The sequence below is a fragment of the Castellaniella sp. genome, assembly GCF_047971665.1.
In the GTDB taxonomy this organism is placed as follows: domain Bacteria; phylum Pseudomonadota; class Gammaproteobacteria; order Burkholderiales; family Burkholderiaceae_B; genus Castellaniella.
The window spans coordinates 39,266-62,386 of record NZ_JBKEAA010000021.1 but is presented as its reverse complement, the minus strand read 5'-3'; the positions used below and the strand labels follow the sequence as shown (position 1 = coordinate 62,386).

Annotated in this window: 18 protein-coding genes; 15 read left to right on the top strand and 3 right to left on the bottom strand. The window is 66.6% G+C overall.

The window, feature by feature from the left end:
• Positions 1-12: 12 nt before the first annotated feature.
• A complete protein-coding gene (gene rho, locus ACK5JE_RS09550) occupies positions 13-1,269 on the bottom strand; it encodes a transcription termination factor Rho (RefSeq protein WP_416801477.1) in 1,257 nt (418 codons plus the stop codon).
• Positions 1,270-1,371: 102 nt separating this feature from the next.
• Positions 1,372-1,698, bottom strand: a complete 327-nt coding sequence (gene trxA, locus ACK5JE_RS09545; RefSeq protein WP_416801476.1) for a thioredoxin TrxA — start codon at positions 1,696-1,698, stop codon at positions 1,372-1,374.
• 131 nt (positions 1,699-1,829) lie between these two features.
• On the opposite strand from trxA, the gene ACK5JE_RS09540 reads away from it, so the two are divergent.
• From ACK5JE_RS09540 to prpF, 15 genes are all read left to right on the top strand, one after another.
• Entirely contained in the window at positions 1,830-3,791 is a 1,962-nt protein-coding gene (locus tag ACK5JE_RS09540) for a DNA topoisomerase IV subunit B (protein WP_416801475.1), read from the top strand.
• 9 nt (positions 3,792-3,800) lie between these two features.
• Positions 3,801-6,119 (top strand): DNA topoisomerase IV subunit A, encoded by a 2,319-nt coding sequence (parC, locus tag ACK5JE_RS09535; protein ID WP_416801474.1) that lies wholly within the window; start codon positions 3,801-3,803, stop codon positions 6,117-6,119.
• A 37-nt stretch (positions 6,120-6,156) separates the two neighbouring features.
• A complete protein-coding gene (locus ACK5JE_RS09530; protein WP_416801473.1) occupies positions 6,157-7,203 on the top strand; it encodes a CDP-6-deoxy-delta-3,4-glucoseen reductase in 1,047 nt (348 codons plus the stop codon).
• The gene (locus ACK5JE_RS09525; RefSeq protein ID WP_416801472.1) at positions 7,200-8,453 is read left to right on the top strand and encodes a D-amino acid dehydrogenase; all 1,254 of its coding nucleotides are present in this window, start codon (positions 7,200-7,202) and stop codon (positions 8,451-8,453) included. The genes ACK5JE_RS09530 and ACK5JE_RS09525 overlap by 4 nt, the downstream gene beginning before the upstream one ends.
• A 6-nt stretch (positions 8,454-8,459) precedes the next feature.
• Complete coding sequence (locus tag ACK5JE_RS09520; RefSeq protein ID WP_416801471.1) at positions 8,460-9,773, top strand: extracellular solute-binding protein; 1,314 nt, start codon at positions 8,460-8,462, stop codon at positions 9,771-9,773.
• A gap of 129 nt (positions 9,774-9,902) precedes the next feature.
• Complete coding sequence (locus ACK5JE_RS09515) at positions 9,903-10,871, top strand: alpha/beta hydrolase (protein ID WP_416801470.1); 969 nt, start codon at positions 9,903-9,905, stop codon at positions 10,869-10,871.
• Between the two features lie 199 nt (positions 10,872-11,070).
• Positions 11,071-12,018, top strand: a complete 948-nt coding sequence (locus ACK5JE_RS09510) for a TcpQ domain-containing protein (protein ID WP_416801469.1) — start codon at positions 11,071-11,073, stop codon at positions 12,016-12,018.
• Positions 12,015-13,607: a hypothetical protein gene (locus ACK5JE_RS09505; protein WP_416801468.1), complete on the top strand. Its 1,593-nt coding sequence runs from the start codon at positions 12,015-12,017 to the stop codon at positions 13,605-13,607. Before ACK5JE_RS09510 ends, ACK5JE_RS09505 begins: the two co-directional genes overlap by 4 nt.
• Before the next feature lies 1 nt (position 13,608).
• A complete protein-coding gene (locus ACK5JE_RS09500) occupies positions 13,609-14,880 on the top strand; it encodes a hypothetical protein (RefSeq protein WP_416801467.1) in 1,272 nt (423 codons plus the stop codon).
• Complete coding sequence (locus ACK5JE_RS09495) at positions 14,864-15,511, top strand: hypothetical protein (RefSeq protein WP_416801466.1); 648 nt, start codon at positions 14,864-14,866, stop codon at positions 15,509-15,511. The genes ACK5JE_RS09500 and ACK5JE_RS09495 overlap by 17 nt, the downstream gene beginning before the upstream one ends.
• Positions 15,508-17,199 carry an ATPase, T2SS/T4P/T4SS family gene (locus tag ACK5JE_RS09490; protein ID WP_416801465.1) on the top strand — a complete coding sequence of 564 codons (1,692 nt, stop codon included), beginning with the start codon at positions 15,508-15,510 and terminating at the stop codon, positions 17,197-17,199. The genes ACK5JE_RS09495 and ACK5JE_RS09490 overlap by 4 nt, the downstream gene beginning before the upstream one ends.
• Before the next feature lie 5 nt (positions 17,200-17,204).
• On the top strand, positions 17,205-18,320 hold the full coding sequence (locus ACK5JE_RS09485; RefSeq protein WP_416801464.1) for a hypothetical protein: 1,116 nt from the start codon (positions 17,205-17,207) through the stop codon (positions 18,318-18,320).
• A 44-nt stretch (positions 18,321-18,364) separates the two neighbouring features.
• A complete protein-coding gene (locus ACK5JE_RS09480) occupies positions 18,365-18,940 on the top strand; it encodes a type 4 pilus major pilin (RefSeq protein WP_416801463.1) in 576 nt (191 codons plus the stop codon).
• Between the two features lie 12 nt (positions 18,941-18,952).
• Positions 18,953-20,050, top strand: a complete 1,098-nt coding sequence (locus tag ACK5JE_RS09475) for a hypothetical protein (RefSeq protein WP_416801462.1) — start codon at positions 18,953-18,955, stop codon at positions 20,048-20,050.
• Positions 20,051-20,301: 251 nt separating this feature from the next.
• On the top strand, positions 20,302-21,489 hold the full coding sequence (gene prpF / locus ACK5JE_RS09470) for a 2-methylaconitate cis-trans isomerase PrpF (protein ID WP_416801461.1): 1,188 nt from the start codon (positions 20,302-20,304) through the stop codon (positions 21,487-21,489).
• Positions 21,490-21,515: 26 nt separating this feature from the next.
• Here the strand turns inward: prpF and ACK5JE_RS09465 are convergent, their stop codons facing one another.
• On the bottom strand, positions 21,516-23,000 hold the full coding sequence (locus ACK5JE_RS09465; protein ID WP_416801460.1) for a TPM domain-containing protein: 1,485 nt from the start codon (positions 22,998-23,000) through the stop codon (positions 21,516-21,518).
• Between the last annotated feature and the right edge of the window lie 121 nt (positions 23,001-23,121).

The window sequence follows — 23,121 nt, the reverse complement described above, 5'->3', positions numbered from 1 at the left end:
AAATGGGCTCGCTTATTTTTTCATCATGTCAAAGAATTCGGCGTTGTTCTTGGTTGCGCGGATTTTGTCCAGGATGAATTCCATTGACTCCACGTCGTCCATGTCATGAATGAACTTACGCAGGACCCAGATCTTTTGTAGAAGTTCTGGTTTGATCAGGAGCTCTTCGCGACGCGTGCCGGATTTGTTCAGATTGATGGCCGGATAGATGCGTTTCTCGGCCAGACGGCGCTCCAGGTGCACCTCGGAATTGCCGGTGCCCTTGAATTCTTCGTAGATCACTTCGTCCATGCGGCTGCCGGTCTCGATCAGGGCCGTGCCGATGATCGTCAGGGAGCCGCCTTCTTCGAGGTTGCGCGCGGCGCCGAAGAAGCGCTTGGGGCGCTGCAGGGCGTTGGCGTCCACCCCGCCGGTCAGCACCTTGCCCGAAGCGGGCACGACGGTGTTGTAGGCGCGCGCCAGACGGGTGATCGAGTCCAGCAGGATGACCACATCCTTTTTCAGTTCGACTAGGCGCTTGGCCTTTTCGATGACCATCTCGGCGACCTGGACGTGGCGCGTGGCCGGTTCGTCGAAAGTGGAGGCCACGACCTCGCCGCGCACGGTGCGCTGCATTTCGGTGACTTCTTCGGGGCGCTCGTCCACCAGCAGCACGATCATCACGGCATCGGGGTAATTGGTGGTGATGGCGTGGGCGATGTGCTGCATCATCACGGTCTTGCCGGATTTGGGACTGGCGACGATCAGCGCGCGCTGGCCCTTGCCGATGGGCGCGAAGATGTCCATGATGCGCCCGGTGACGTTTTCCTTGCTCTTGATGTCGCGTTCCAGCACCATCGGTTCGTCGGGATGCAGCGGCGTCAGGTTCTCGAACATGATCCGGTGCTTGATGGCTTCCGGGACCGTGCCGTTGACTTTGTCGACTTTTACCAGGGCGAAATAGCGCTCGCCATCCTTGGGCGTGCGGACCTCGCCTTCGATGGAGTCGCCGGTATGCAGGTTGAAGCGCCGGATCTGGGAGGGCGAGATATAGATGTCATCGGTGCTGGCCAGGTAGGACGTTTCCGGCGATCGCAGGAAACCGAAACCATCGGGCAGGACTTCCAGGACACCGTCGCCGAAGATCTGTTCGCCCTGCTTGGCCCGCCGTTTCATGATGGCAAACATCAGTTCCTGTTTGCGCAGCCGATTGGCGTTTTCGATCTCGAGACCGGCGGCCATTTCGAGCAGCTGCGAAACGTGCAGCGCTTTGAGTTCGTTCAGGTGCATGGGAAAGAAGGAAGAGGGAGAGTCGTGAGAGGTTCGGCGAACCCGGAACCGGGTTCGCGCGCGGAATCAAAACGGATGAATGGAATGGGTGAATGGAATGTGTCAGAGCGCGTCGTCGAGGAAAGCCTGAAGCTGGGTGCGGGACAGGGCGCCGACCTTGGTGGTGGCGACCTTGCCGTCCTTGAACAGCATCAGGGTGGGGATGCCGCGGATGCCGTATCGGGCCGCGGTATCGGGGTTTTCGTCGACGTTGAGCTTGACGATGGTGACGCGGCCCTTGTATTGGGCGGCGGCTTCGTCGAGCAGGGGGGCGACCATTTTGCAGGGGCCACACCATTCGGCCCAGTAGTCGACCAGGACGGGCAGGGCGGATTGGAGCACGTCGCCCGGGAAGGACGCGTCGCTGACGTGCTTGATGGAGTCACTCATGTCGTGTGTGCGGATAAGAGAAGGCGGCGGACCGGAAAAGAAACCGCCCGCAGAAAAGGGCGCATCGGACCAATGTCGATAAGCATACCATTATCTCCGTAAAATAGTCGTTTTTCCGATGGATAAAAAAATTGAGCACCGTACGCTACGATGAATCGTCGATCCGTGTCCTCAAGGGGCTGGAGCCTGTGCGTCAGCGCCCCGGCATGTACACGCGCACCGACAATCCGCTGCACATCATCCAGGAGGTCGTCGACAATGCCGCTGACGAGGCGCTGGCCGGATTTGCCCGCAACATCGGGGTCACGCTGCACACGGACGGCAGCCTGACGATCGAGGACGACGGGCGCGGCATTCCTGTGGGTGAGCACCCCGAAGAGCATGCCCCTGTGGTCGAACTGGTCTTTACCCGCCTGCACGCGGGGGGCAAGTTCAACAAGGCCGACGGTGGTGCGTATGCCTTCTCGGGCGGGCTGCACGGGGTGGGGGTGTCGGTCACGAATGCCCTGTCCACGCGGCTCGAGGTCACTGTCTGGCGCGATGGCGGAGAGTGGCGCATCGTCTTTGCCGACGGCCATGTGGTCGAGGCCCTGGCGCAGGTGGGCAGCGTCGGGCGGCGACGTTCCGGAACCCGGGTGCGGGTCTGGCCCGATGCGCGCTATTTCGATCAGGCGCAGGTGCCGCTGGGAGAGCTGGAGCACGCCCTGCGCAGCAAGGCCGTGCTGCTGCCGGGCACGCGGGTGACGCTGACCCTGGAAAAATCCGGCCAGCGGCGTGAATGGCACTACGAATCCGGCCTGCGCGGTTATCTGAGCGAGGCCCTGGGCGATGCGCAGACCCTCGCGCCGCTGTTCGAAGGCGGTCAGTATGCGGACCGCGACGACGAGCAATATGCGCCGGGCGAGGGCGCGCAATGGGTCGTCGCCTGGACCGATGAAGGCCCGGTGGTGCGAGAGTCTTACGTCAACCTGATCGCCACGCCGGCCGGCGGCACCCACGAATCGGGGTTGCGGGAGGGGCTGTTCAACGCCGTCAAATCGTTTGCCGAACTGCACAATCTGCTGCCCAAGGGCATTCGTCTGCTGCCCGAGGATGTCTTTGCCCGCGCCAGCTTCATCCTGTCGGCCAAGATCCTGGACCCGCAGTTCCAGGGGCAGATCAAGGAGCGCCTGAACAGCCGGGATGCGGTGCGCCTGGTAGGCGGATTCTTGCGCAATGCGCTGGAACTCTGGCTGCATGCCAACGTGGAGGACGGCAAGAAGATCGCCGAACTGGCCATCGGCCAGGCCCAGGCCCGGTCGCGGGCCGCGCGCAAGGTCGAAAAGCGCAAGGGCTCGGGGGTGGCCGTCCTGCCGGGCAAGCTGACCGATTGCGAATCGACGGATGTGAGCCGCACCGAGGTCTTCCTGGTCGAGGGGGACTCGGCGGGCGGTTCCGCCAAGATGGGCCGGGACAAGGAATTCCAGGCCATCCTGCCGTTGCGCGGCAAGATCCTGAACGCCTGGGAGGTCGAGCGTGACCGTTTGTTCGGCAATCAGGAAATCCACGACATCGCCGTGGCCATCGGCGTCGATCCACACGGTCCCGGCCAGGAGGCCGACCTGTCGGGGCTGCGCTACGGCCGCATCTGCATCCTGTCCGATGCGGATGTGGACGGTGCGCACATCCAGGTGCTGCTGCTGACCCTGTTCCTGCGTCATTTTCCGCGCCTCATCGAGGCCGGGCATGTCTATATCGCCCGGCCGCCCCTGTTCCGCGTGGATGTGCCGGCGGCCGGCAAGCGCCCGGCGCGCAAGCTCTACTGCCTGGATCAGGCAGAACTGGATGCCGTGCTGGACAAGCTGCGCGGCGAGGGCCTGCGCGAGGGCGGCTGGCGCATCAGCCGCTTCAAGGGTCTGGGCGAAATGAATGCGGAACAGCTCTGGGACACGACCCTGAACCCGGATACCCGCCGTCTGGCGCAGGTGCGTCATGGCGGCGAGGGGCTGACGGCCTCGGCGCGCATGTTCGACATGCTGATGGCGCGGGGCGAGGCGGCCCAGCGGCGTGGCTGGCTGGAAGAAAAAGGCAATCTGGCCGACGTGGATGTTTGAGGAATCGGGATGGATCTGAATCAGACTGAATTGCAGGAAAATGAGGATGGCGGCCTGGTGCTGGCGCGTTATGCCGAGCAGGCCTACCTGGACTATGCCGTGTCGGTGGTGCGCGGCCGCGCGTTGCCGGAGGTCTCCGATGGACAGAAACCGGTGCAGCGCCGGATTCTGTACGCCATGGACGCGATGGGCCTGGGACCCCAGGCCCGGCCCGTCAAATCCGCCCGGGTGGTGGGCGATGTGCTGGGCAAATATCATCCGCATGGCGATCAGGCGGCCTATGATGCCATGGTGCGCATGGCGCAGGATTTCGCGCTGCGTTATCCCCTGATCGACGGGCAGGGCAATTTTGGCTCCCGGGATGGCGACAATGCGGCCGCCATGCGCTATACCGAGGCCCGCCTGACGCCGTTTTCCCGACTGCTGCTCGACGAGCTGGATGAGGGGACAGTCGATTTCACGCCCAACTACGACGGCAGCCAGCAGGAACCCGTCTGCCTGCCGGCTCGTCTGCCGATCATGCTGCTCAACGGCGCGTCGGGCATCGCCGTGGGCATGGCCACAGAGATTCCCTCGCACAATCTGCGGGAAATCGCGCGCGCCTGTGTGGCGCTGCTGCGCAAACCCGCCATGGCCGACGAGGACCTGTTCGCGCTGGCGCCGGGGCCGGATTTCCCCGGTGGTGGCCAGATCATCACGCCGGTCGAGGATATCGCCCAGATCTACACCAGCGGCCGGGGATCCCTGAAGGCGCGCGCCCGCTGGGTGTTCGAGGACATGGCGCGCGGGCAGTGGCAATTGGTCGTCACCGAGCTGCCGCCCGGCACCTCGGCCCAGAAGATCCTGGAAACCATCGAAGAACTCACCAATCCCAAGCCGCGCGCCGGCAAGAAATCCCTGTCGGCCGAGCAGCAGCAGACCCGGGCGCTGGTGCTGGGCATGCTCGATTCGGTGCGCGACGAGTCCGGCAGGCAGGACCCCGTGCGGCTGGTCTTCGAACCCAAGACCAGCCGGATCGATCGTGACGAATTCGTCAACATGCTGCTGGTGCGCACCGGTCTGGAAGGCAATGTCTCCGTCAATCTGGTGTGCATCGACACTGACGGGCGTCCCGGTCAGCGCAGCCTGCGTCAGACCCTGGAGTCCTGGCTGGCCTTCCGGGCGCAGACGGTCACGCGGCGCACCCGCCATCGGCTGGACAAGGTGCTCGATCGCATCCACATCCTGGAAGGCCGCAGCATCGTCTATCTGAATGTGGACGAGGTCGTCCGCGTCATCCGCGAGGCCGAGGAGCCCCGGGCGGCGCTCATGGAGTGGTTCCGCCTCAGCGAGCGCCAGGCCGACGATATCCTGGAAATGCGCCTGCGCCAGCTGGCCCGGCTGGAGGGCATCCGCATCGAGCAGGAACTGGCCCAGAAGCGCGAGGACCAGGTGGCGTTGCAGGAATTACTGGACGATCCGGCGGCATTCCGGCGCCTGATGATCCGCGAGATCGAGGCCGACGCCAAACAGTATGGCGACGATCGCCGCACGCTGATTGAGACGGCCGAGCGCGCCGTCCTCGAGACGCAGGTGGTGGATGAGCCTGTCACGGTGGTGATTTCCCAGAAGGGCTGGCTGCGCGCCCGTCAGGGTCATGGCCATGATGCGGCGCAGTTCAGCTTCAAGACCGGCGATGCCCTGTACGATGCGATCGAATGCCGCAGCACGCAGGAACTGATGGCGCTGTCCGATAACGGCCGCAGCTACAGTATCGCGGTCGCCAGCCTGCCATCGGCGCGCGGCGATGGGCAGCCGGTGACCTCGATGATCGGCCTGGAGCCGGGTAGCCGCATCGCCCACATGCTGGCGGGCGCGCCCGATCGCCGGGTGTTGTTGGGCGTGGCGTCGGGCTATGGTTTCCTGACGCGGATCGGCGATCTGTCCACCCGCCAGAATGCCGGCAAGCAGTTCATCACGCTGGACAAGGGTGATGCCTTGCTCAAGCCGCTGTTGTTGCGGCAGGACGACACGGCCGTGGCCCTGCTCAGTCGCAAGGGAAAATTCCTGGTGGTGGCGCTCGATGAGCTCAAGACGCTGGCCAGCGGCGGCCGAGGCACCATCCTGATGGGACTGGACGATGATGACCGGATCGAGCAGTGGGCCGGTGTCGGGTCGGCGGGCGTGGCGCTGCGCGGCGTCTATCGGGCGCGCGACACGGAGCTGATCCTGAGTCCCGAGGAATTGGCGCCGTACGCCGGCCGGCGCGCCCGCAAGGGACGCCTGCTGGATGTCAAGATCAAGCAGCCCAGTCTCTGGCCGGCCACGGGAGGCCAGGCGGCGGACTAGAATAGGGCTCCTGCAACATGCCGATGGAATCGACAACATGAGTTTCAAGGTCACGGTGCTGCCGGCCAACCGGGAATTTGTGGTTGAGCCGGGGCAGACGGTCCTGGATGCCGCGCTGGCGGCCGGCATCGTTCTGCCTTACAGCTGCCGCAACGGCACCTGCTCGACGTGCGAGGGCCGGGTGGTTTCGGGGGAATACGATGCCGGTCCGGCGCCAGCCCGCATCCTCGATGCCGCCGATCTGGCCCGGGGGCATACCCTGTTCTGTCAGGCGCGGCCGATCTCTGATCTGGTGATCGAGGCCCGGGAGATCCGCATGGCCGACGATATCGTGGTGCGCAAGATGCCCGTGCGGGTGCTGTCCCTGGAACGGCTGGCGCCCGATGTGATGGAGATCGCGTTGCAGCTGCCCTCGGCCGAGGCGTTCCGTTTCCAGCCGGGACAGTATCTGGAATTCATCCTCAAGGACGGCAGCCGGCGCAGCTATTCCATGGCGTGCGGCCAGACCGACGATCATCGGGTGCGTCTGCATGTGCGCCACATGCCGGGCGGCGTGTTCACCAGCCGGGTCTTCGGCGCCAGCGAGGAGCCGCTCAAACCGCGCGAGATCCTGCGCATCGAGGGGCCGCTGGGTTCCTTTTTCCTGGATCCCGACGACGCGCGGCCCATCGTCTTTCTGGCCAGTGGCACGGGGTTTGCGCCCATCCAGGCCATGATCGAAGGCATGCTGGCCCGCAGCGACACCCGTTCGGCGACCCTGTACTGGGGCGGGCGGCGCCCCGCCGACCTCTACCGGCAGGCCCTGGCGCTGGAATGGCGCGAGCGCCTGCCGGGCTTCCGTTTCGTGCCCGTCCTGTCCGAGGCCCGGCCGGAGGATGCGTGGACAGGCCGTGAGGGCCTGGTGCATCGGGCCGTCATGGCAGACCTGCCCGATCTGTCCGGTCATCAGGTCTATGCCTGTGGCGCGCCGGTGATGGTCGAGGCGGCGCGCCGAGATTTCGTCGGGCAGTGCGGGCTGTCACCCGAATCCTTCCATGCGGACGCCTTTACGTCCGCTGCGGATCGCGCCGGAGTCGAAGCATGAAAATCGCGGTTTTCGGCGCCGGCATCATCGGTGTATCGAGCGCCTGGTGGCTGGCCCGCGCCGGCCACGAGGTCGAGGTCATCGAGCGACATCCGGGCGCGGCGCTGGAGACCAGCCGGGCCAATGGCGGGCAGATTTCCGTGTGCTATGCCGAGCCCTGGGCCAGCGCGCACACGCTGCGCAAGGTGCTGCGCTGGATCGGACGATCCAATGCGCCGCTGCGCGTCTCGCCGCGTCTGGAGCCCCGGCAGTGGCTGTGGTGCGCGCGTTTTCTCAATGAATGCCGCGCGCCGCGCTTCGCGGCGAACCTGCGCGCCATGGTGACGCTGGCGCAATACAGCCGCGCCACGCTGCGCGAACTGCGGGCCGACCAGGGGATCGAATACGACCATCTGGAACGCGGCATCCTGGCGTTCTACCGCGATCCGCGCGAGTTCGAGCATGCCCGGACCAGCGCCGAGCAGATGCGCGCGCTGGGCGTGGACCGGCGCATCGTCGATGCCGACGAGGTCCTGCGCATCGAGCCCGCGCTGACGGCGTCCGGCCAACCGGTCGTCGGCGGCGATTTCACGGCGGACGACGAGTCCGGCGATGTGCATCTGTTCACGCGCGCGTTGGCCGAACGGGCGCAGGCGGCGGGTGTCACTTTCCGGTATGGCACCCGGGTGAACCGGCTGGTGCCCGTGGACGGGCGCATTTCCGTGGCCGAACTGATCGAGCCCGATGGTTATTTCCGGCCATTGCAGGCGGATGCCTATGTGCTGGCGCTGGGCAGTTTCACGCCGGAACTGACTGCGCCGCTGGGCCTGTCCTGCCCGGTCTGGCCGGCCAAGGGCTATTCGGCCACGTTTTCTCTGAGGGACCCGGAGGCGGCGCCCACGGTCAGCCTGATCGACCAGGAGGCCAAGATCGTCTTTTCTCGCCTGGGAGACCGGTTGCGGATGGCGGGGACCGCCGAGATCGGCGGTTATGCGCGCGTTCTGGATACTGGCCGGTGCAATCAGCTGGTCGAGCATGCCCGCGCCCTGTTCCCAAGCGCGCTTGATTTTGCTAACGTGCAATTTTGGTCCGGCCTGCGACCGGCGACGCCTTCCAACGTCCCCCTCATCGGCCGTACCCGAATACGTAATCTCTACCTGAACACGGGCCATGGCAGTCTGGGTTGGACCATGGGTGCCGGTTCGGGCAGGGTTCTGGCTGATCTGGTGTCCGGCCGGACACCGGATATCGACTTTCCTTTTTTGGATTGATCCATCATGAATTTTCCTTCTGGCTCCTGCAAGTTGCGTCCAGGGATGCGTATCATCTTGACGCTTGCAGCCGCCGTTGCGGTCGCGCCTGTCTGGGCAGCGACCGAAGTGCCGGTCTGGCACACCCTCAAAGGGCATAACGCCGAGGCTTTCCAGAGCCTGGTCAGGGCCTACAACAGCAGTCAATCCAACGTCAAGGTCGTGGAACGCGCCTTCGACACCCCGGAGGCGCTCGATCAGGCGCTGGGCTCGGCGGCCAAATCCAAGAACCTGCCCGCCCTGGCGCAGATCGGCGACAGCCATACCCTCAAAGACGTCGCCCAGCGCAGTTACGTGCAGCCGTTCTACGCGTTGCAGAAATCCTCGGCACTGAAAAACACGCGCTGGTTCGTGTCCTCGGACAATGCCTTCATCCATGACGCCCGGGGCCGGCTGATGGCTTTCCCGTACATGCTGGAAATTCCCGTCATGTACTACAACCAGGACGCTTTCAAACAGGCCAGGCTGGTGCCCGCCGTGCCGCAGCGCACCTGGATGGAGCTGCAGGGCCAGCTCGTCACCCTGGCCAACAACGGCTCGCGCAAGTGTCCGCTGACGTCCGATCTGCCGGTCTCGATCAACCTGGAAAATCTGGCGGCGGTCAACAATCAGCTCTACGCCAGTGCGGATAACGGACTCAAGGCCAAGGGGCTGCCCAGCTTTTCCTTTGACTCCACCTACGTGCGCCACCTGTCTCTGATGATCAGCTGGGTCCGCTCCGAGATCATGGTGCGCCCGGATGCCGGCACCAAGTCCATCAGCCGCTTTGCCCAGGGCGAATGCGCAGTGCTGATGTCCAGCTCCGGCCACATCGGTGAATTCCTGACCCGGCGCAGCTTGCGTTACGCGGTTTCCGGCCTGCCGTATTACCCCGAGGTCACGCGCAAACCCGGCAACCCCTTCATCAGCGGCGCCGGCCTGTGGGTCATGAAATCCGAAAAATCCGTCACCGACGCCACGGTCGCCTTCCTGGGCTGGCTGTCGCAGCCCGAACAGGCGGCGCGCTGGTACCAGCAGACCGGTTTCCTGCCGCTGACCCAGGCGGCCTTTGACGCCACCCCCTCGAGCTACTATGCCAAGCTGGGCCAATGGCGCGATCTGGTGGCCGTCTACAGCAACAAGGCTGCCCTGACGGCCCAGGGGTTCCGCATCCACAATTACCCTGCCATCCGAACCCGCTTCCAGAAAATCCTGGATTCCGCGCTGAGCGGCCAGCAGCCTGCGGTCACCGCCCTGAACGCGGCGTCGGCCGAGGCCAACAGACTGGTGCGCCAGCCCTGATGTCGCGTCATGCCGGGCCGGTTTTCCGGCCCGGTTCCATGTTCGCTCACACAATCACACCAAGCGAAATGGCCGGCCCGCGGGAACCGCGTCAGAATGCCTGTTGTACGGGTTCTCGCGGAGGTTGTGATGTCTTCCTATGTCATGTCGGTGCGGGCGGTGCGGGACAATGCCTTTACGGCGCATGTTGGCGAGACCCGGTATCTTGTCGTGCCGGACGGAAAAGACCCCGGTCCGTCCCATGCGGTCACACCGAAAAGGTGGTTTGCCGCTATCTCCAAGGCAGCCGTCTGGAAAAACGCCCAGGGTGAGCGGCGGGGGGATCTGCTGTTTTCCGTGCATGGCTACAACATGAGCAGCGCCGAAGTCATCGAGCGACATCGGCGCCTCGCGGACGGACTGACCTTTTGCGGTTTCAAGGGGGTCGTGGTTTCTTTTGATTGGCCCAGCGACGACAAGGCGCTGGCCTATCTGTCGGATCGTCACAATGCCAAGATGACAGCGATGAAACTGATGTCCGATGGCATTGCCTATCTTTCCGCCAGCCAGCGACCCGATTGTCCGACCAATATCCATGTGCTGGGTCATTCGACGGGCGCTTTTGTCATCCGTGAAGCGTTCGATGACGCCGATGACACCAGTCTCGAGAATGGGGCCTGGAGTGTCAGCCAGGTTGTCTTTGCGGCGGGGGATGTATCGAGCCATTCGATGTCGGCGGGGGAGTCGGGCGCCCAATCGATCTACCGGCATTGCGTGCGGGTCACCAACTATTCAAGCAAGCGGGATCAGGCGCTCGACCTGTCCAACGTCAAGCGTATCGGGACCGCCCCGCGCGTGGGGCGGGTCGGTCTGCCGCAGGGGGCCAGCGCCAAGGCCGTCAACATCGATTGCACCGCCTACTATGAGCAACTGGAGACCGATGCCGCGATTCAGCAGCAGGACGAGCCTGAAGGCATCGTGGGCATGCGCTCGCACTCCTGGTATTTCGGTAACCGGATTTTTACCCGGGATTTGTTCTGCACGCTGATCGGCAGCGACCGTCAGAGCATGTCCACGCGGACCATGGACGCTGAGGGGCGGCTGATGCTCGTCCGTTGAACGGGAGCGCCCCGGCCTTGCCATGGGCTGAGGGGAACGCCCGTTGCCGGCCTTCGCGCCGCGCCTGAGTGGCGCGGTCTCGAGACGGATCTTTTCATCCGATCGTATTTCCCAGTCTGGCGGGCGCCGTCCGGGCGCGCCACCATGGACACCATGATTCACGACCAGGGTGTCGCCGGGGGAGAACATGATCAGGATCTTGGGTGCAATCTTGCTGCTGGCGGGATTGGTAGGGTGCGCGGCGCCGACGGGCGGCGCCTGGTGGCGCGATCTGATGGGGTTGTCGTCGGCGCCCGGCGCCTATCGTTTCGACTGGCGCATCGCAGGCGATCCGGCGCTGGCGCCGCAGCAGGTCTTTGACGATGGGCGCGAGACCTGGCTGCAGTATCCCGCCGGCCAGCCCGTGCCCGCCGTGTTCGAGCGCTTGACCGGGGGCGACCGGCTGCTGCGGCCCCGGCGGGACGGGGATTTCCTGATTCTGCGTGGCGTGCCGCAACGGATCGTGCTGCGCGGCGGCCTGTCGCAAGCCGAGGCCTGGCGCCCGATCGAGACATCCTCTCTCGAAGCCGATCTGTCCGCGCCAGTCACGACGCCCGAGAGGGCCGGATCGGCGGCGGTCGCGCCTGCCATGACGGCGCATCCCGCCCGTCCGGGAACGCCCCCGGTATCGGAGGCCGTGAGGGTGACGCCGGTGGCGCATCTGCCGATGCCGGCGCCGCCTCCGGGGCCGGCATCGCCTCCGGCCGCGCCGGTCCCGCCCATCCCGCCCGCGCCGCCGGTTCAGGCCGGCAGCGGCAAATCCGGCCGGGCGGCTGTGGCAGCGTCCGCCCGCAGGCCGGGCAGGGCGAATCCGCTTTCGTTCGAGGTGACCCCGGCCGATGGCAACATCCGGCGGGCACTGGGTCGCTGGGCACGCGCCGCGGGATGGACCTTCGGCCCCGAACTCTGGAACGTCGATGCCGACATCCCGCTGGCGGGTTCCGCCGTCTTCGGCGATTCGTTCCGCGCGGCCGTGCGCGGACTGCTGTCCGCCACCGAGCTTGGAGACCGGCCGGTCCAGCCATGCTTCTACGCCAATCGCGTCCTGCGTGTCGTCCCGCTGGCCCAGCGCTGCGACCGGACACGGACGCCGGGAGCGGACGCGTGATCCGCCGTCACTGGCTGGCACTGGCCGCCCTGTGCCTGGGCATGTCCGGGTGCGCCTTTTCCGAACGTCTGCGTCAGGCGGCGCGCGACTTTCGCCAGGCCGATACGACCGTGTCCAGTGAGCACGACCGATTTGTCCAGGCCGCGACCGACGCCGACGCTCGCCGGGCCGCTCAGGATGTCGATCGGCCCTGGGTGGTGGGGCGGGCGCAGCCGCTGGCGCGCGAACTGACGCTGCCCGCGCCTTTGCGGGCCCGGGTGCGCACGACCCTCTTGTTCGCCAACGGCAGCGGCGATTTGCGCCGGATCGCCCGTCGGATCGCCGCGGTCACGGGCATTCCGGTTCACGTGCGTCCCGATGCGCTGCTGCCCGCCGGATTTTTCCTGCCTCGATTGGGCGGTGGTGTCGGGCAGGGTGCGGCGCTCGCTGATCCGGTCGCTCCCTTCGATCTGGCTTCCGGCCCGGCGCCCCTGCCGCAGATTCTCGACCGCCTGAGCGCTTCCCTGGGTGTACGCTGGCGCTACGAGCACGGCCGCATCGAATTCTTTCGCACCGCGACCCGGGTTTTCGACGTGCGGGCGCTGACGCTGGATGCCCGTGTCCAGGCCTCGTTGGGCCAGGGGCGGGAGAGTGCCGAGGGCGGTTTCGTCAGCACCTCCGGCACCCGCCTGAGCAGCGGCGATCAGGAGGTGATGCAGACCCTTCGCGCGCGGATCGAGCCGTTCCTGTCCCGCGCCGGGGTACTGGTTGCCGAACCGGGCGCCAGGGCCTCGATCGTGGTCACCGATACGCCCGATGTCCTGGATCGCATCGCGCATTATCTGGATAAGGAGAATCGGGCGCTGACGCGGCGCGTGCGCCTGGTGTTCGAGGAATTGACCGTGGCCCTCAGCGAGCAGGCCCAGGCCAGCATCGACTGGAATCTGATCTTTTCCAGTGCCCGGCTGGCTGCCGGCCTGGCGGTGCCGGCGCTCGCGAAAGGCACCAGCGGACAGCTCGGGATGGATATCGTCCAGGGCTCTTTCTCGGGCAGCGAGGCCGTCATTCGCGCGCTGGGCGAGTCCGTCCGGCTGGTGCGGCGCAGCAGCGTGCCGATCCTGGGACTGAACCGGCGGCCTGTGTCGCATGCGGTGCGCACGACGTTCTCATATATCGACCGGATCGAAACCACGCCGGTTTCGGGCGATGCGGGGCTGGCGCTGCCGGCCGTGTCTGTCAATCAGAAAGCCGAGACGGTTGGCTCCCTGCTGACGCTGGTGCCCGATATCCAGGAAGACGGCCAGATTCTGCTGTCGCTGGCATATGACAACACGGTGGCCCAGCCGCTCAAGACCGTGACCTTCGGCGACAAGGCGCACCCTCTCCAGTTGCAGCAACTGACCATCGAGGGCAACGGAACCGTGCAACAGCTGGCCCTGCAACCGGGCCAGCCGCTGGTGGTGTCGGGATTCGACCGGCAGATGGCCGAATCCACCGAACGCCGCCTGAATCCCGGGGTTCCCGCGATTTTCGGCGGCGGCAATCGGTTGGCCTCCCAACGGCTGACCACGGTGCTGATCATCACCGCCCAGGTCGAGGAGGGGCTCTGACATGGCGCGGACCGCTCGTCTCGTCTGGGTGGACCGGGTGCCGCTGGTCTTCGGGCTGGACTGGGTGCCGCTGCTGGGTGATCCGGATACGGCCCGGGCCCGGGCGCGCCGCCAGGGGGCTTCTCATCGGGTCGTGTCAGGCGATCCTCCGGCGGCGTTGGGCATGGCGCGGGGACTTTCGGCCCGCCTGATCTGCTGGTCGGCGGCGGATCTGCTGGCTCGCAGCCATCCGCGCGGGACCGTGGCCTGCGTGCTTGAAATCGGGGCTGACGCCTGGCATGTGCTCGCTGCGCACGAGGGGGTCGCCCTGGCGCGGGCCGACCGCAGTTACCCTGACGCGGCACTGGCCCGCCAGGCCATCCAGGTGTTGCGTCAGTCGCATCCAAAACTGGAGGAACTGCGCGCAGCGTCCTCCGGGCCACAGGCTGCGCAGACGCTGGCCTTGCTGGCGCGACAGGCAGCCGCTTGCCATCCACTGGAACCGATTCGGCGGCGCGGTGCGCGGCTGGCCTTGCTGGGTCTGGTCGCATGTCTGAGCGCCATCGGCTGGATGCGTTGGCACAACGGGGGAGATGCCGTTGCCGCGCCCGATCCCGAGGCGCAGTCCGACTGGCATGCGGCGCTGGCGCGCACGCTGGCCCGGCGACCGGTGCATGGACAGACCGGCACCCGGGCCTTGCTGGACATGCTTTATCGCCAGCCCGCGCGGCTTGGTGGCTGGGTGCTGCACGATCTGCGCTGCACGCCCCGGGCGGACGGCGCGCGCTGGCAGTGCGTGAGCGAATACCGCCGTCAGGCACCCCGGGCCGATAACCGCGCGTTGCTGCGGGCGGTTCCCGCTGGTTGGCGCCTGGATTTTCCTTCTCTGGATGTGGCCCGCGCCGCCTGGACGCTGTCTCTGCCGGGCCAGCGACCCGAGCCGCACCGTCTGCCGCGCACGGGATTGCTGGCCCGCGACTGGGTCAGTGCGCTCCAGGCTGTGCTGCCGGCCTTCTCCATGTTGCGGCTCGACTCGGCCCGCCCTTTGATCGTCCCGGCGCCGCTCGATGATCAGGGCCGCAAACAGCTGCCTCCCGAGGATTTCCCCGCGCTGGCCACCCGCATTCTGCGGGTCAAGGGGCCGTTGCGCTCGGGCATGTTGCTGGCGCCGCTGGCCGGGGCCGTGTCCTGGCATGAGGCAACGCTGACGCTGGCGCCGGGGATCCGGCCCGATGTGCGCGCCAGCCGGCTGACCCTGTATCTCGAAGGAACCGTTTATGAAAATCGATCATGAGCGCGCAGGTGTTCCCGGCGCGGCTGGGCGACGCCGGATGCCAGTCCTGATCCTGACGCTGACCCTCGCCCTGGTGCCGATCATGAGTGCGCCGCAACGCGTCGGGGCAGACATCCCTGCACCCGGACCAGCACAGCAGACCGGCCCCGTCGCCGCGTCGTCGGCCCCGGCGGCATCCCCGGTCACGGCCCCCTCCAAGGTCGATGAGGTCGATGAGGTCGATGATACCGGGGAGAGACCGCCAGCGGCAGCGGCTCCGGACGATCCCCAGGCCCGCTGGGAAACTCGGTCGGTCCGTGAACTGATGCAACTGGACCTGCGCGAGGCGCAGCAGACGGCTTCGGGTTCATCCGCCAGCCGTCAGCGGACCGGTCCGGAGAGCCTCGCGCGGCCCGTGCTCGAACCCCGTCTGGTGGCCTTGTACGGTGTCGGCCGCGCCCTGATGGCCGAGGTTCAGGTGGGACGCCGGGCGTATCTGTATGTGCGCGGTCAGGCCTGGCCGGCAGGGCATGTCGGGGATCGGGGCGTCTATCAGTTGCGCGGCATGAACGGCGGCTGCGTGCAGCTCGAACGTGGCAAGGACCGGCATTCCCTGTGCCTGCGCATGCTGCTGGGCGAGACGCGGCCATGAAGCCCTGGACTTCCGCTTTGGCGCTGGCCGAACCGCCGCAGCCCTTCGACCCTGCGCATGCGGGCGTGATCGAACAGCCCGCGCAATTGTCGGCGTTGCAGCCGGAAGTCAGACGCCTGCTGGCGCAGGAGTTGGGCATCCAGTCGCTGGCGGACCGGATCTGTCCCGTGGAGCGGGCCGATGGCAGCGTCACGTTGCTGGCCCGGGCCGAATATGTCGGCAGCGATCAGGCCGATGCGCTGGTGCGGCGCTTGCAGGCAACCGGGCGTCGCCTGTCCGAACCGGCCCGTTATGTTCTCCCGGCCGCGCTGCTGCTGGCCTTGTCGCGCGAAGGCGGCGAGGCGGTCCTGACCCGGGCCGGGGACCGGATACCGACGGCATTGGCCGGGGTGTTCCAGGACCTGGTCGAATGGGGCGTGCGCCAGGGAGCGACCGACCTGCACCTGAACCTTCATCGCGACGCGGCCGAATCCGAAGTCCGCTATACCGTGGCCGGCCGTTACGTTGCGCCCGGGCGCTTTCGCCATATGCCGACCGGATTGCTGCGCGATGTCCTGGCGGTCGCCTGGATGGACATCCAGGGCGGCAATGGCGCGGTTTTCGATCCTCTGCTGGAGCAGCAGGGCAGTCTCCTGCGCAGTGTGGATGGACGGGCCTACACCTTGCGCTGGGCGTCCCTGGCCGCCGATCGGGGGCCCAGCGTCTGCCTGCGATTTCTTGCGCGGGATGCCGGCGCCGATGCCGCCTCTCTGGCCGAACTGGGCTATCGGGCCGATCAGATGGCCTGTTTCGAGCGGGTGCTGACATCCGAAGGCGGCGCCCTGGTATTCGCGGGCACCGTGGGCTCGGGCAAATCGACGACGCTGGCGACCTTGATCCGCAGCCTGCCGGCGCACCGCAAGATCATTACCCTGGAAGAACCGGTGGAATACCGGATCGACCGTGCCGTGCAGAACACCATAGGCCGCGATCTGGATCAGCAGGCGCATGGCCGTTATGCCGCCAAGCTGCGTACCCTGAAACGATCGGCCATGACCGATGTGCTGCTGGGAGAGATCCGCGATGCCGAGAGCGGGCGGGCCTTTATGGATCTGGCCGGCTCGGGCGTCAATGTCTACACCACCGTGCACGCGCCTTCGGCGCGTGCCATCGTGGACCGGCTGGCTTCGGATTTCATTGCCGTGCCGCGTGATTTTCTGACGACGCCCGGCATCCTCAAGCTGCTGGTCTATCAGGCGCTGCTGCCTCGCCTGTGCCCCGATTGCGCGCTGCCGGCGAGCCCGGCCGAGCTGACGCGCCAGCGGCCCGGCAGCGACTTTGATCATTGGCGCCGGTGGCTCGGCTGGATCGGTCTGGCCTGGCCGCTCAATCCAGTCGGACTGCGGCTGCGCGACCCGGAGGGCTGCGCGCGCTGCCGTCGTGCCGCGCTGCCGGAATTGTTCGGCTACGACGGTCGGACCGTGGCCGCAGAATGCCTCGAGCCTGGCCTGCCCGGCGCAGAGGAGGGCGATAGGCACGTGCCGGATCCGCACGCCAGCGCCATGGCGCATGCCATGGAGAAGGCCGTTGCTGGACAAGTCGACCCGCGTGACGTCGAGGTGCGCTTCATGGCGTTCGAGACACAGCTGCTGCGCCAGGGACGGTTGCCGGCCGGCCGCGCGATGCCGCCTCCGGGAGGACGAGGATGATGTGGATGCTGCGGATGCAGACGTGGCTGACGCGGGGGCGCCTGCGCCTGGATGCCTGGCGGTTTTCTGAGGGGCGGGCGGATTATTTCGATTACCTCCAGGCGGTGTTGCGAGGGGCGCAAGGGCGGCTGACCATGCGTGAGCTTTTCGACCGGGATGCGGCGCGGCATGGTGCCGGCACGGTGCGCGGGCGCTTGTCGAGGACCTGGGCGCGCGCCTGCGAGGCCAGCGGCGGCGACCTCCATGCGACCTGGCTGGGCTGCTTCCCAGCCGATGAGCTGGCGTTGGTGCGCGCGGCGCAGGTCTATGGCAATGCCCGGCTGCTGGCGTGTTTCCAGGCCTTGTCCAGCCATCTGGCACTCCTGATTCAGGCGCGGCGCATGCTCTGGGCCATGCTGGGTTCGGCGGCCGGGGCGCTGCTGGTGGCAAGCCTGCTGTTGCTGGCTTTGCCGCAGTGGACGGTTCCGGCGTTGCGGCAGGCTTTTCAGGGGTTGCCCGCGGCTTACCTGGGCGCATGGTCGCAAGCGCTGTTCGCCAGCGCCGATTGGCTGCGCGCCTGGGGACTCTGGTTGCCGACGGGGATCGTCGTGCTGCTGGCGGGCGGCCTGTATGCCTTGCCGCGTTGGCATGGGCCGCTGCGCGACAGGCTGGACCGCTTCGGTCCCTGGCGGCTGTACCGCCAGGTGCAGGCGCTGCGATTGCTGGCTCTGGTGTCGATTCTGTTGCAGCCAGGGGCGGGCGGTTCGACTCAACTGCGGCCGGTCATCCTGTTGTTCCTGGAGGATGCCGGCCCCTGGCTGGGCGCCCACCTGGGCAGTCTCGCGCATCGCATCGACCAGGGGCTGGCCGGCGCGGCGGCCTTTGATACGGGATTGCTGGATCGCGACCTGTATTGGTATCTGGAGGACATGGTGGACGCGCGCGGCTTGCAGGCCGGTTTGCAGGCTGTGCACCAGCGGATGGCGGGCCGCTGGCTGGATCGCGTCCGCCATCAGGCCCTGGTATTGCGCTGGACGGCGCTGCTGCTGGGCGTTGCGGTCGTGCTGAGTATTGGCTTATGGCATTACGCCGCGCTCGACGAGCTGCGGCGAGGCTGGATGATTTTTCATGCCGGCGCTTGAGGGCCGGTTCATTCATGGGCCGGGTCACCGGCAAAGGAGCTTTCATGCATGCATTCACACAATCGCGCCTGGCGCGCCGCCGCTGCGGGCAGGCGGGGTTCTCCCTGATCGAAGTCTCGATCGTCACGGCCATCGTGCTGCTGATCGCGGTCATCGGGATTCCCGCGATCGGCGGTTACGTCATGGAAAACAAGGTGCCCAAGGTCGGGCAGGAGCTGGCCCGTTTCGTGATGCACATGCGTGTCAACGCCGGAACGTCCGGGGATACGCCCTATGAGAATATCGGCACGGCCAATCTGGCGGCGATGGTGGCGGACTCCACTGTGCTGACCGTGGCGACCGGCGGTTCGGTGCTGCACGGGCTGGGCAGTGGCGGGACGGTCGAAGTCGAATCGGCGGACGCGGGCGCGGCGTTTCTGGTGCGTCTGAACCAGGTCAATCATGTGGCCTGCCCGGCGATCGCCTCCGTGCTGCAGCGAGTGGCGGACCGCATCACCGTGGAGGCCGATGGCGCCGCTGCGGTCACAGTCAAGGACGATGCCACGACCTATAACGCGCTGTCGGCGGAATCGGCGTGCGCCAAGGGCGATGTCAATCAGTTCGAGTTTCATGTCAGTTGAGCGGACCGTGCCATGACCGCGCATCGAACCGGCAGACGCAAGGACCGTGCAGGCTGGCGCGCGCGGCAGCAAGGCTCTCTGCTGCTGGAGTTCATGGCCGTTGCGGCTTTGAGCCTGGTGCTGGCGGTCTGGGCCAGCCATGCATGGACACAGCGCGCCCAGCGGTTGCAGGCGCAAGCGCTGGCCGCGTGGATGGAGGTCGCCCGCGATGGGGCCGAGGCTTTTCTGACGCGCCATGCCGCCGATCTGGCCACGGCCGGGGAGGTCGATGCGCTGGCCGGACAGGGCTTTGCCGACTGGACGGCGCCGCGCTGGAGCGAGCTGCGGTCACAGGGACTGCTGACCGGAGGCTGGCAGCCCGGCGGGCCGTTGCGCCGGACGCTGGGCTTGCGCATCATGCGCGAAGGCCCATGCCCGGGGGCTTCCTGCCGCGTGTGGGCGCTGGTGCATGCGCGGCCCGCCTTGCGCACGCCTGCGGGTGGGGTGGACGAAGCGTTGGTGGCCGAATGGCTGCAGGCGGCCAAAGGGAGGGGGTTGGTGATTTGGCCGCATCAGCCTGGATTTCTGAGCGGTGCCGGCCTGAAGATTCCGGTACCGGAGGCGGACGCCGTTGAGTGGGGGCCAGGTGCCGTGGCGCTGGTTGCCCGGACGGGCTCGGGGCGAGGGGAAGAGACCGGGGCCGGGCAGACCGATGCCTATCTCCGGGTTCGGGATGCCCGCGATCCGGATTTTCAGGGGAGTGCCACGGTTCAGGGGGTGGTCCGTAGCGGCATGCATCTGGCCGCGCGCGACAGTCTGCTGCTGGAACGCAGCTGGGGCGTCGGTCAGGCATGCGCGCCCGAGGGCGCCTTGGGCCGTGCCAGCGTCGGCATTGGTGTGCTGGCCTGCCGGCGGGGGCTCTGGTCGCTGGTGGCGCGTCCTGCCGGCGGTGGCTACATGATCAATAGCCGGCGAGGCTGCCACAACATCATGGGCGGGACGTCGGCCAACCCGGCGACTGGCAAGTGCGCGTGTCCGAGCGGATACGCCATGGTGCAGGTGGCCGAGAGCGGATCGCTCACGGCGCCGGAGGGCCTGAGTGTGGGGTATCTGTGTGTGCCGCAGCAGTGAATCGGGCGATCGTATGAAATGGTCATCCAGCAATGACGGTCATCTTCTGGCAATCGCTGAAAGGGGGGGATTGCCATTTGTTCCAACAACAGCGCCATATCCGGACAGCGCTTTCATGTCAGTGACCAGATCGAAGCCGCGCCGGTCTCGGGCCCCGAGGCGTCGAGGCTGCCAGATGACCATGCCGCCGGGCGCAGTAGAATGGTCTGCCGGACCGGCCCCCGGTTCCAGCCCAGATTCCATGGAGTTCCATGATGAGCGATGCCTTTGACGCCTGCGCCCCGATCCAGGCCACCCACATGCGCGGGGGCACCAGCAAGGGGGTGTTCTTCGTGCGCGACGACCTGCCCCCGGCGGCGCGTGTGCCGGGCGCCGCGCGCGACCAGTTGCTGTTGCGCGTGATCGGCAGCCCCGATCCCTATGGCCAGCAGATCGACGGCATGGGCAATGGCACGTCCAGCACCAGCAAGGTCGTGCTGGTGTCGCGCAGCGCGCGCGCTGATTGCGATGTCGACTACCTGTACGGGGCGGTGTCCATCGGCACGCCAATGATCGACTGGAGCGGCAATTGCGGCAACCTGACCGCCGCCGTGGGGCCCTTTGCCCTGGCGCGGGGGCTGGTGGACGCGCCCGCCGAAGGCATGGCCGTGGTGCGGATCTGGCAGGCCAATATCGGCAAGCGGATCATCGCGCAGGTGCCCGTATCGCGCGGTCGGGTCGTCGAGGAGGGCGCGTTCATGCTGGACGGGGTCACTTTTCCGGGGGCGGAGATCCGCCTCGAGTTCATCGATCCCGGCGTGGGCGATGCGCTGTTGCCGACCGGGCGCGTGCTGGATGAGCTGAATGTGCCGGGCCTGGGCCGGATCGAGGCGACATTGATCGATGCGGGGATTCCGTCGATCTTCGTCGCCGCCGCCAGCCTGGGGTTGCGCGGCGACGAGACTCAGGCCGATGTCAATGCGGATGCCGGGCTGCTGGCCCGGCTCGAAACCGTCCGTTCGCATGGCGCGGTGGCCATGGGGCTGGTGCCGGATGCCCGGACGGCGACGCGCGATCGGCCGCACACCCCGAAGCTGGCCTTTCTGGCGCCGCCCGCAGATTTCACGGCGGCGGGCGGGCGGCGGGTCATGGCCGGTGAGATCGACCTGCTGGCCCGGATCCTGTCGATGGGCAAGCTGCATCACGCCATGACCGGAACCGGGGCGGTCGCGATCGCGGCGGCGGCCGCCATTCCCGGGAGTCTGGTGGCGCGGTTGCGGCAGCCGGGCGCGCATGACCGCATCCGGATCGGGCATGCCTCCGGCATTCTGACAGCGGGCGCTGAGGCGCGGTGCACCGATGGCGGCTGGCGGATCTCGAAGGTCGTCACCAGTCGCAGTGCGCGCCGCCTGATGACGGGCGTGGTGCATCCGGCGCCCATGGCGGCCATCGGGGACTGATCACAGCGGGCGCCGTGGCCCGGCCGCTACCAGCGGCCGCCCGCGCCGCCGCCGCCGCTGGAGCCGCCGCCGAAACTGCCGCCACCGCCTCCCCCGCCGCCTCCGCTACTGCCGGAACTCCCGGAACTGGAGCTCCTGGTCCGCTTGGGCAGCACCACCATCCCTAGAGATATCTCATAGCTGCAAAAGGCGCACGACTGGATCCGCTCGCCCTTTCCTGTCCGGGAGTAGGTGGCTCGCTCGCGCACCTCGATGCTCGGTTCCATCAGGGTTTGGCCATGGCATTGCGGACATTCCGTGTAATCGTCGAAATCCTGGCCAGGGAAATCCTTGAGCCGGAGGGCGCCGGTGCGGGTGTCGCGCCAGATTTCGTAGGACTTGACGTCGAGTTTTTCTTCCCGCCGTTGTGAGTCACTCAGGTATTGCTTCAGTTCGGCTGGCTTGAGGGTGTCGCGATTCAAGCGGGTCCATTGTCCGGGCTCGGCGGGTGGCGTGGCCCGAAGGCGGGCCAGGCCGCTGTTTTTCTTCAGGCCGTGATAGGCCCCGTAGGCGAAGGGTGAAAGCAGCAGGGGGAGCAGGCTCAGGCGGGTGAGCGCGGCCTGCATGCTCAGTCCTGTTTGCTTGTCCCTGGTGCTGTCCTTGAGGAATTCGCTGCTGCCGCGATAGTGGTAACCCAGCAGGAGCATTCCGAAGACGGCGCCGAAATAGGGCAGGTTCTTGAGCTGGTAGACGCGTTCGATGATTTCCATGAAGGCGAACGGGAACACGCTGATGAACAGGAAGAACAGGAAGACGAACAGGGCGAACCAGAAGGCATGGTACTTGTAGCGCTTTGGCTTGATGCCCTGTTTTTTCAGGATGCGCCTGCGTGCCAGGCTGATCCAGCCGCATGCCAGCACGAACAGCGCCAGCACATAGCCGGTCCGCTCCAGGGTCTGCGCATGCCGGTTCCAGAAGGTGGGCTGGTAGGCCTGCAGATCGCTCAGTTCGAGTTTGTGTTCGGGCGAGAGGAAGACGCTTTCGACGGCCTTGGCCGTGGACAGCACCGCCTTGTCGGTGTCGCTGTCCTTCAGGTAGGGGACCAGGTAGTTCTCGCCGATCTGCTTGAGCAGGATGTCTGGGAAAATGCCTTCGAGACCATAGCCGCTGATGAATCGGTATTCCCGCCGGTCCATGGACAGGAACAGCAGCAGGCCGTTCTCGCTGCCTTGCTTGCCGATGCCCCAGTGGTTGAACAGGTCCAGCGCGAACTGGAAGTCGCTGCCGCCTTGATAGTCGTCGACGATGACGATGGCGAATTCGCTGCCGTTGGCCGCTTCGATGCCCGCGCTGATGGTGTTGAGTTCGGCACGCGTGTCGCTGCGCAGGTGATGATCCGGGTCACTGACGTAATAGGCGTCGCCCTGGCTTTTCGGGTTGGGGACCGATTCGACCGAGTATTGCGCGTAGGCGCCCAGCGAGCAGAAAAGGCCGATCAGCGCGGCCAGCAGGAAAAGAAATCTTTTGTGCATCGGGCAGGGTGCGCCATGTGCGCGACAGAGGGGTTGGGGACAATGTCGCCCATTCTACTGTCGCGCGGGTCCTGCCGGGTCATCCGCCCCGCGGTCCGTGAGGGCAGACGGACGCGGGGCG

What these genes read in the sequence shown, in the direction of transcription:
- rho (WP_416801477.1), bottom strand. Translation starts at nt 1,269, where the DNA reads ATGCACCTGAACGAACTCAAAGCGCTGCACGTTTCGCAGCTGCTCGAA.
- trxA (WP_416801476.1), bottom strand. Translation starts at nt 1,698, where the DNA reads ATGAGTGACTCCATCAAGCACGTCAGCGACGCGTCCTTCCCGGGCGAC.
- parC (WP_416801474.1), top strand. Translation starts at nt 3,801, where the DNA reads ATGGATCTGAATCAGACTGAATTGCAGGAAAATGAGGATGGCGGCCTG.
- ACK5JE_RS09530 (WP_416801473.1), top strand. Translation starts at nt 6,157, where the DNA reads ATGAGTTTCAAGGTCACGGTGCTGCCGGCCAACCGGGAATTTGTGGTT.
- ACK5JE_RS09525 (WP_416801472.1), top strand. Translation starts at nt 7,200, where the DNA reads ATGAAAATCGCGGTTTTCGGCGCCGGCATCATCGGTGTATCGAGCGCC.
- ACK5JE_RS09520 (WP_416801471.1), top strand. Translation starts at nt 8,460, where the DNA reads ATGAATTTTCCTTCTGGCTCCTGCAAGTTGCGTCCAGGGATGCGTATC.
- ACK5JE_RS09515 (WP_416801470.1), top strand. Translation starts at nt 9,903, where the DNA reads ATGTCTTCCTATGTCATGTCGGTGCGGGCGGTGCGGGACAATGCCTTT.
- ACK5JE_RS09500 (WP_416801467.1), top strand. Translation starts at nt 13,609, where the DNA reads ATGGCGCGGACCGCTCGTCTCGTCTGGGTGGACCGGGTGCCGCTGGTC.
- ACK5JE_RS09495 (WP_416801466.1), top strand. Translation starts at nt 14,864, where the DNA reads ATGAAAATCGATCATGAGCGCGCAGGTGTTCCCGGCGCGGCTGGGCGA.
- ACK5JE_RS09490 (WP_416801465.1), top strand. Translation starts at nt 15,508, where the DNA reads ATGAAGCCCTGGACTTCCGCTTTGGCGCTGGCCGAACCGCCGCAGCCC.
- ACK5JE_RS09485 (WP_416801464.1), top strand. Translation starts at nt 17,205, where the DNA reads ATGCTGCGGATGCAGACGTGGCTGACGCGGGGGCGCCTGCGCCTGGAT.
- ACK5JE_RS09480 (WP_416801463.1), top strand. Translation starts at nt 18,365, where the DNA reads ATGCATGCATTCACACAATCGCGCCTGGCGCGCCGCCGCTGCGGGCAG.
- ACK5JE_RS09475 (WP_416801462.1), top strand. Translation starts at nt 18,953, where the DNA reads ATGACCGCGCATCGAACCGGCAGACGCAAGGACCGTGCAGGCTGGCGC.
- prpF (WP_416801461.1), top strand. Translation starts at nt 20,302, where the DNA reads ATGATGAGCGATGCCTTTGACGCCTGCGCCCCGATCCAGGCCACCCAC.
- ACK5JE_RS09465 (WP_416801460.1), bottom strand. Translation starts at nt 23,000, where the DNA reads ATGCACAAAAGATTTCTTTTCCTGCTGGCCGCGCTGATCGGCCTTTTC.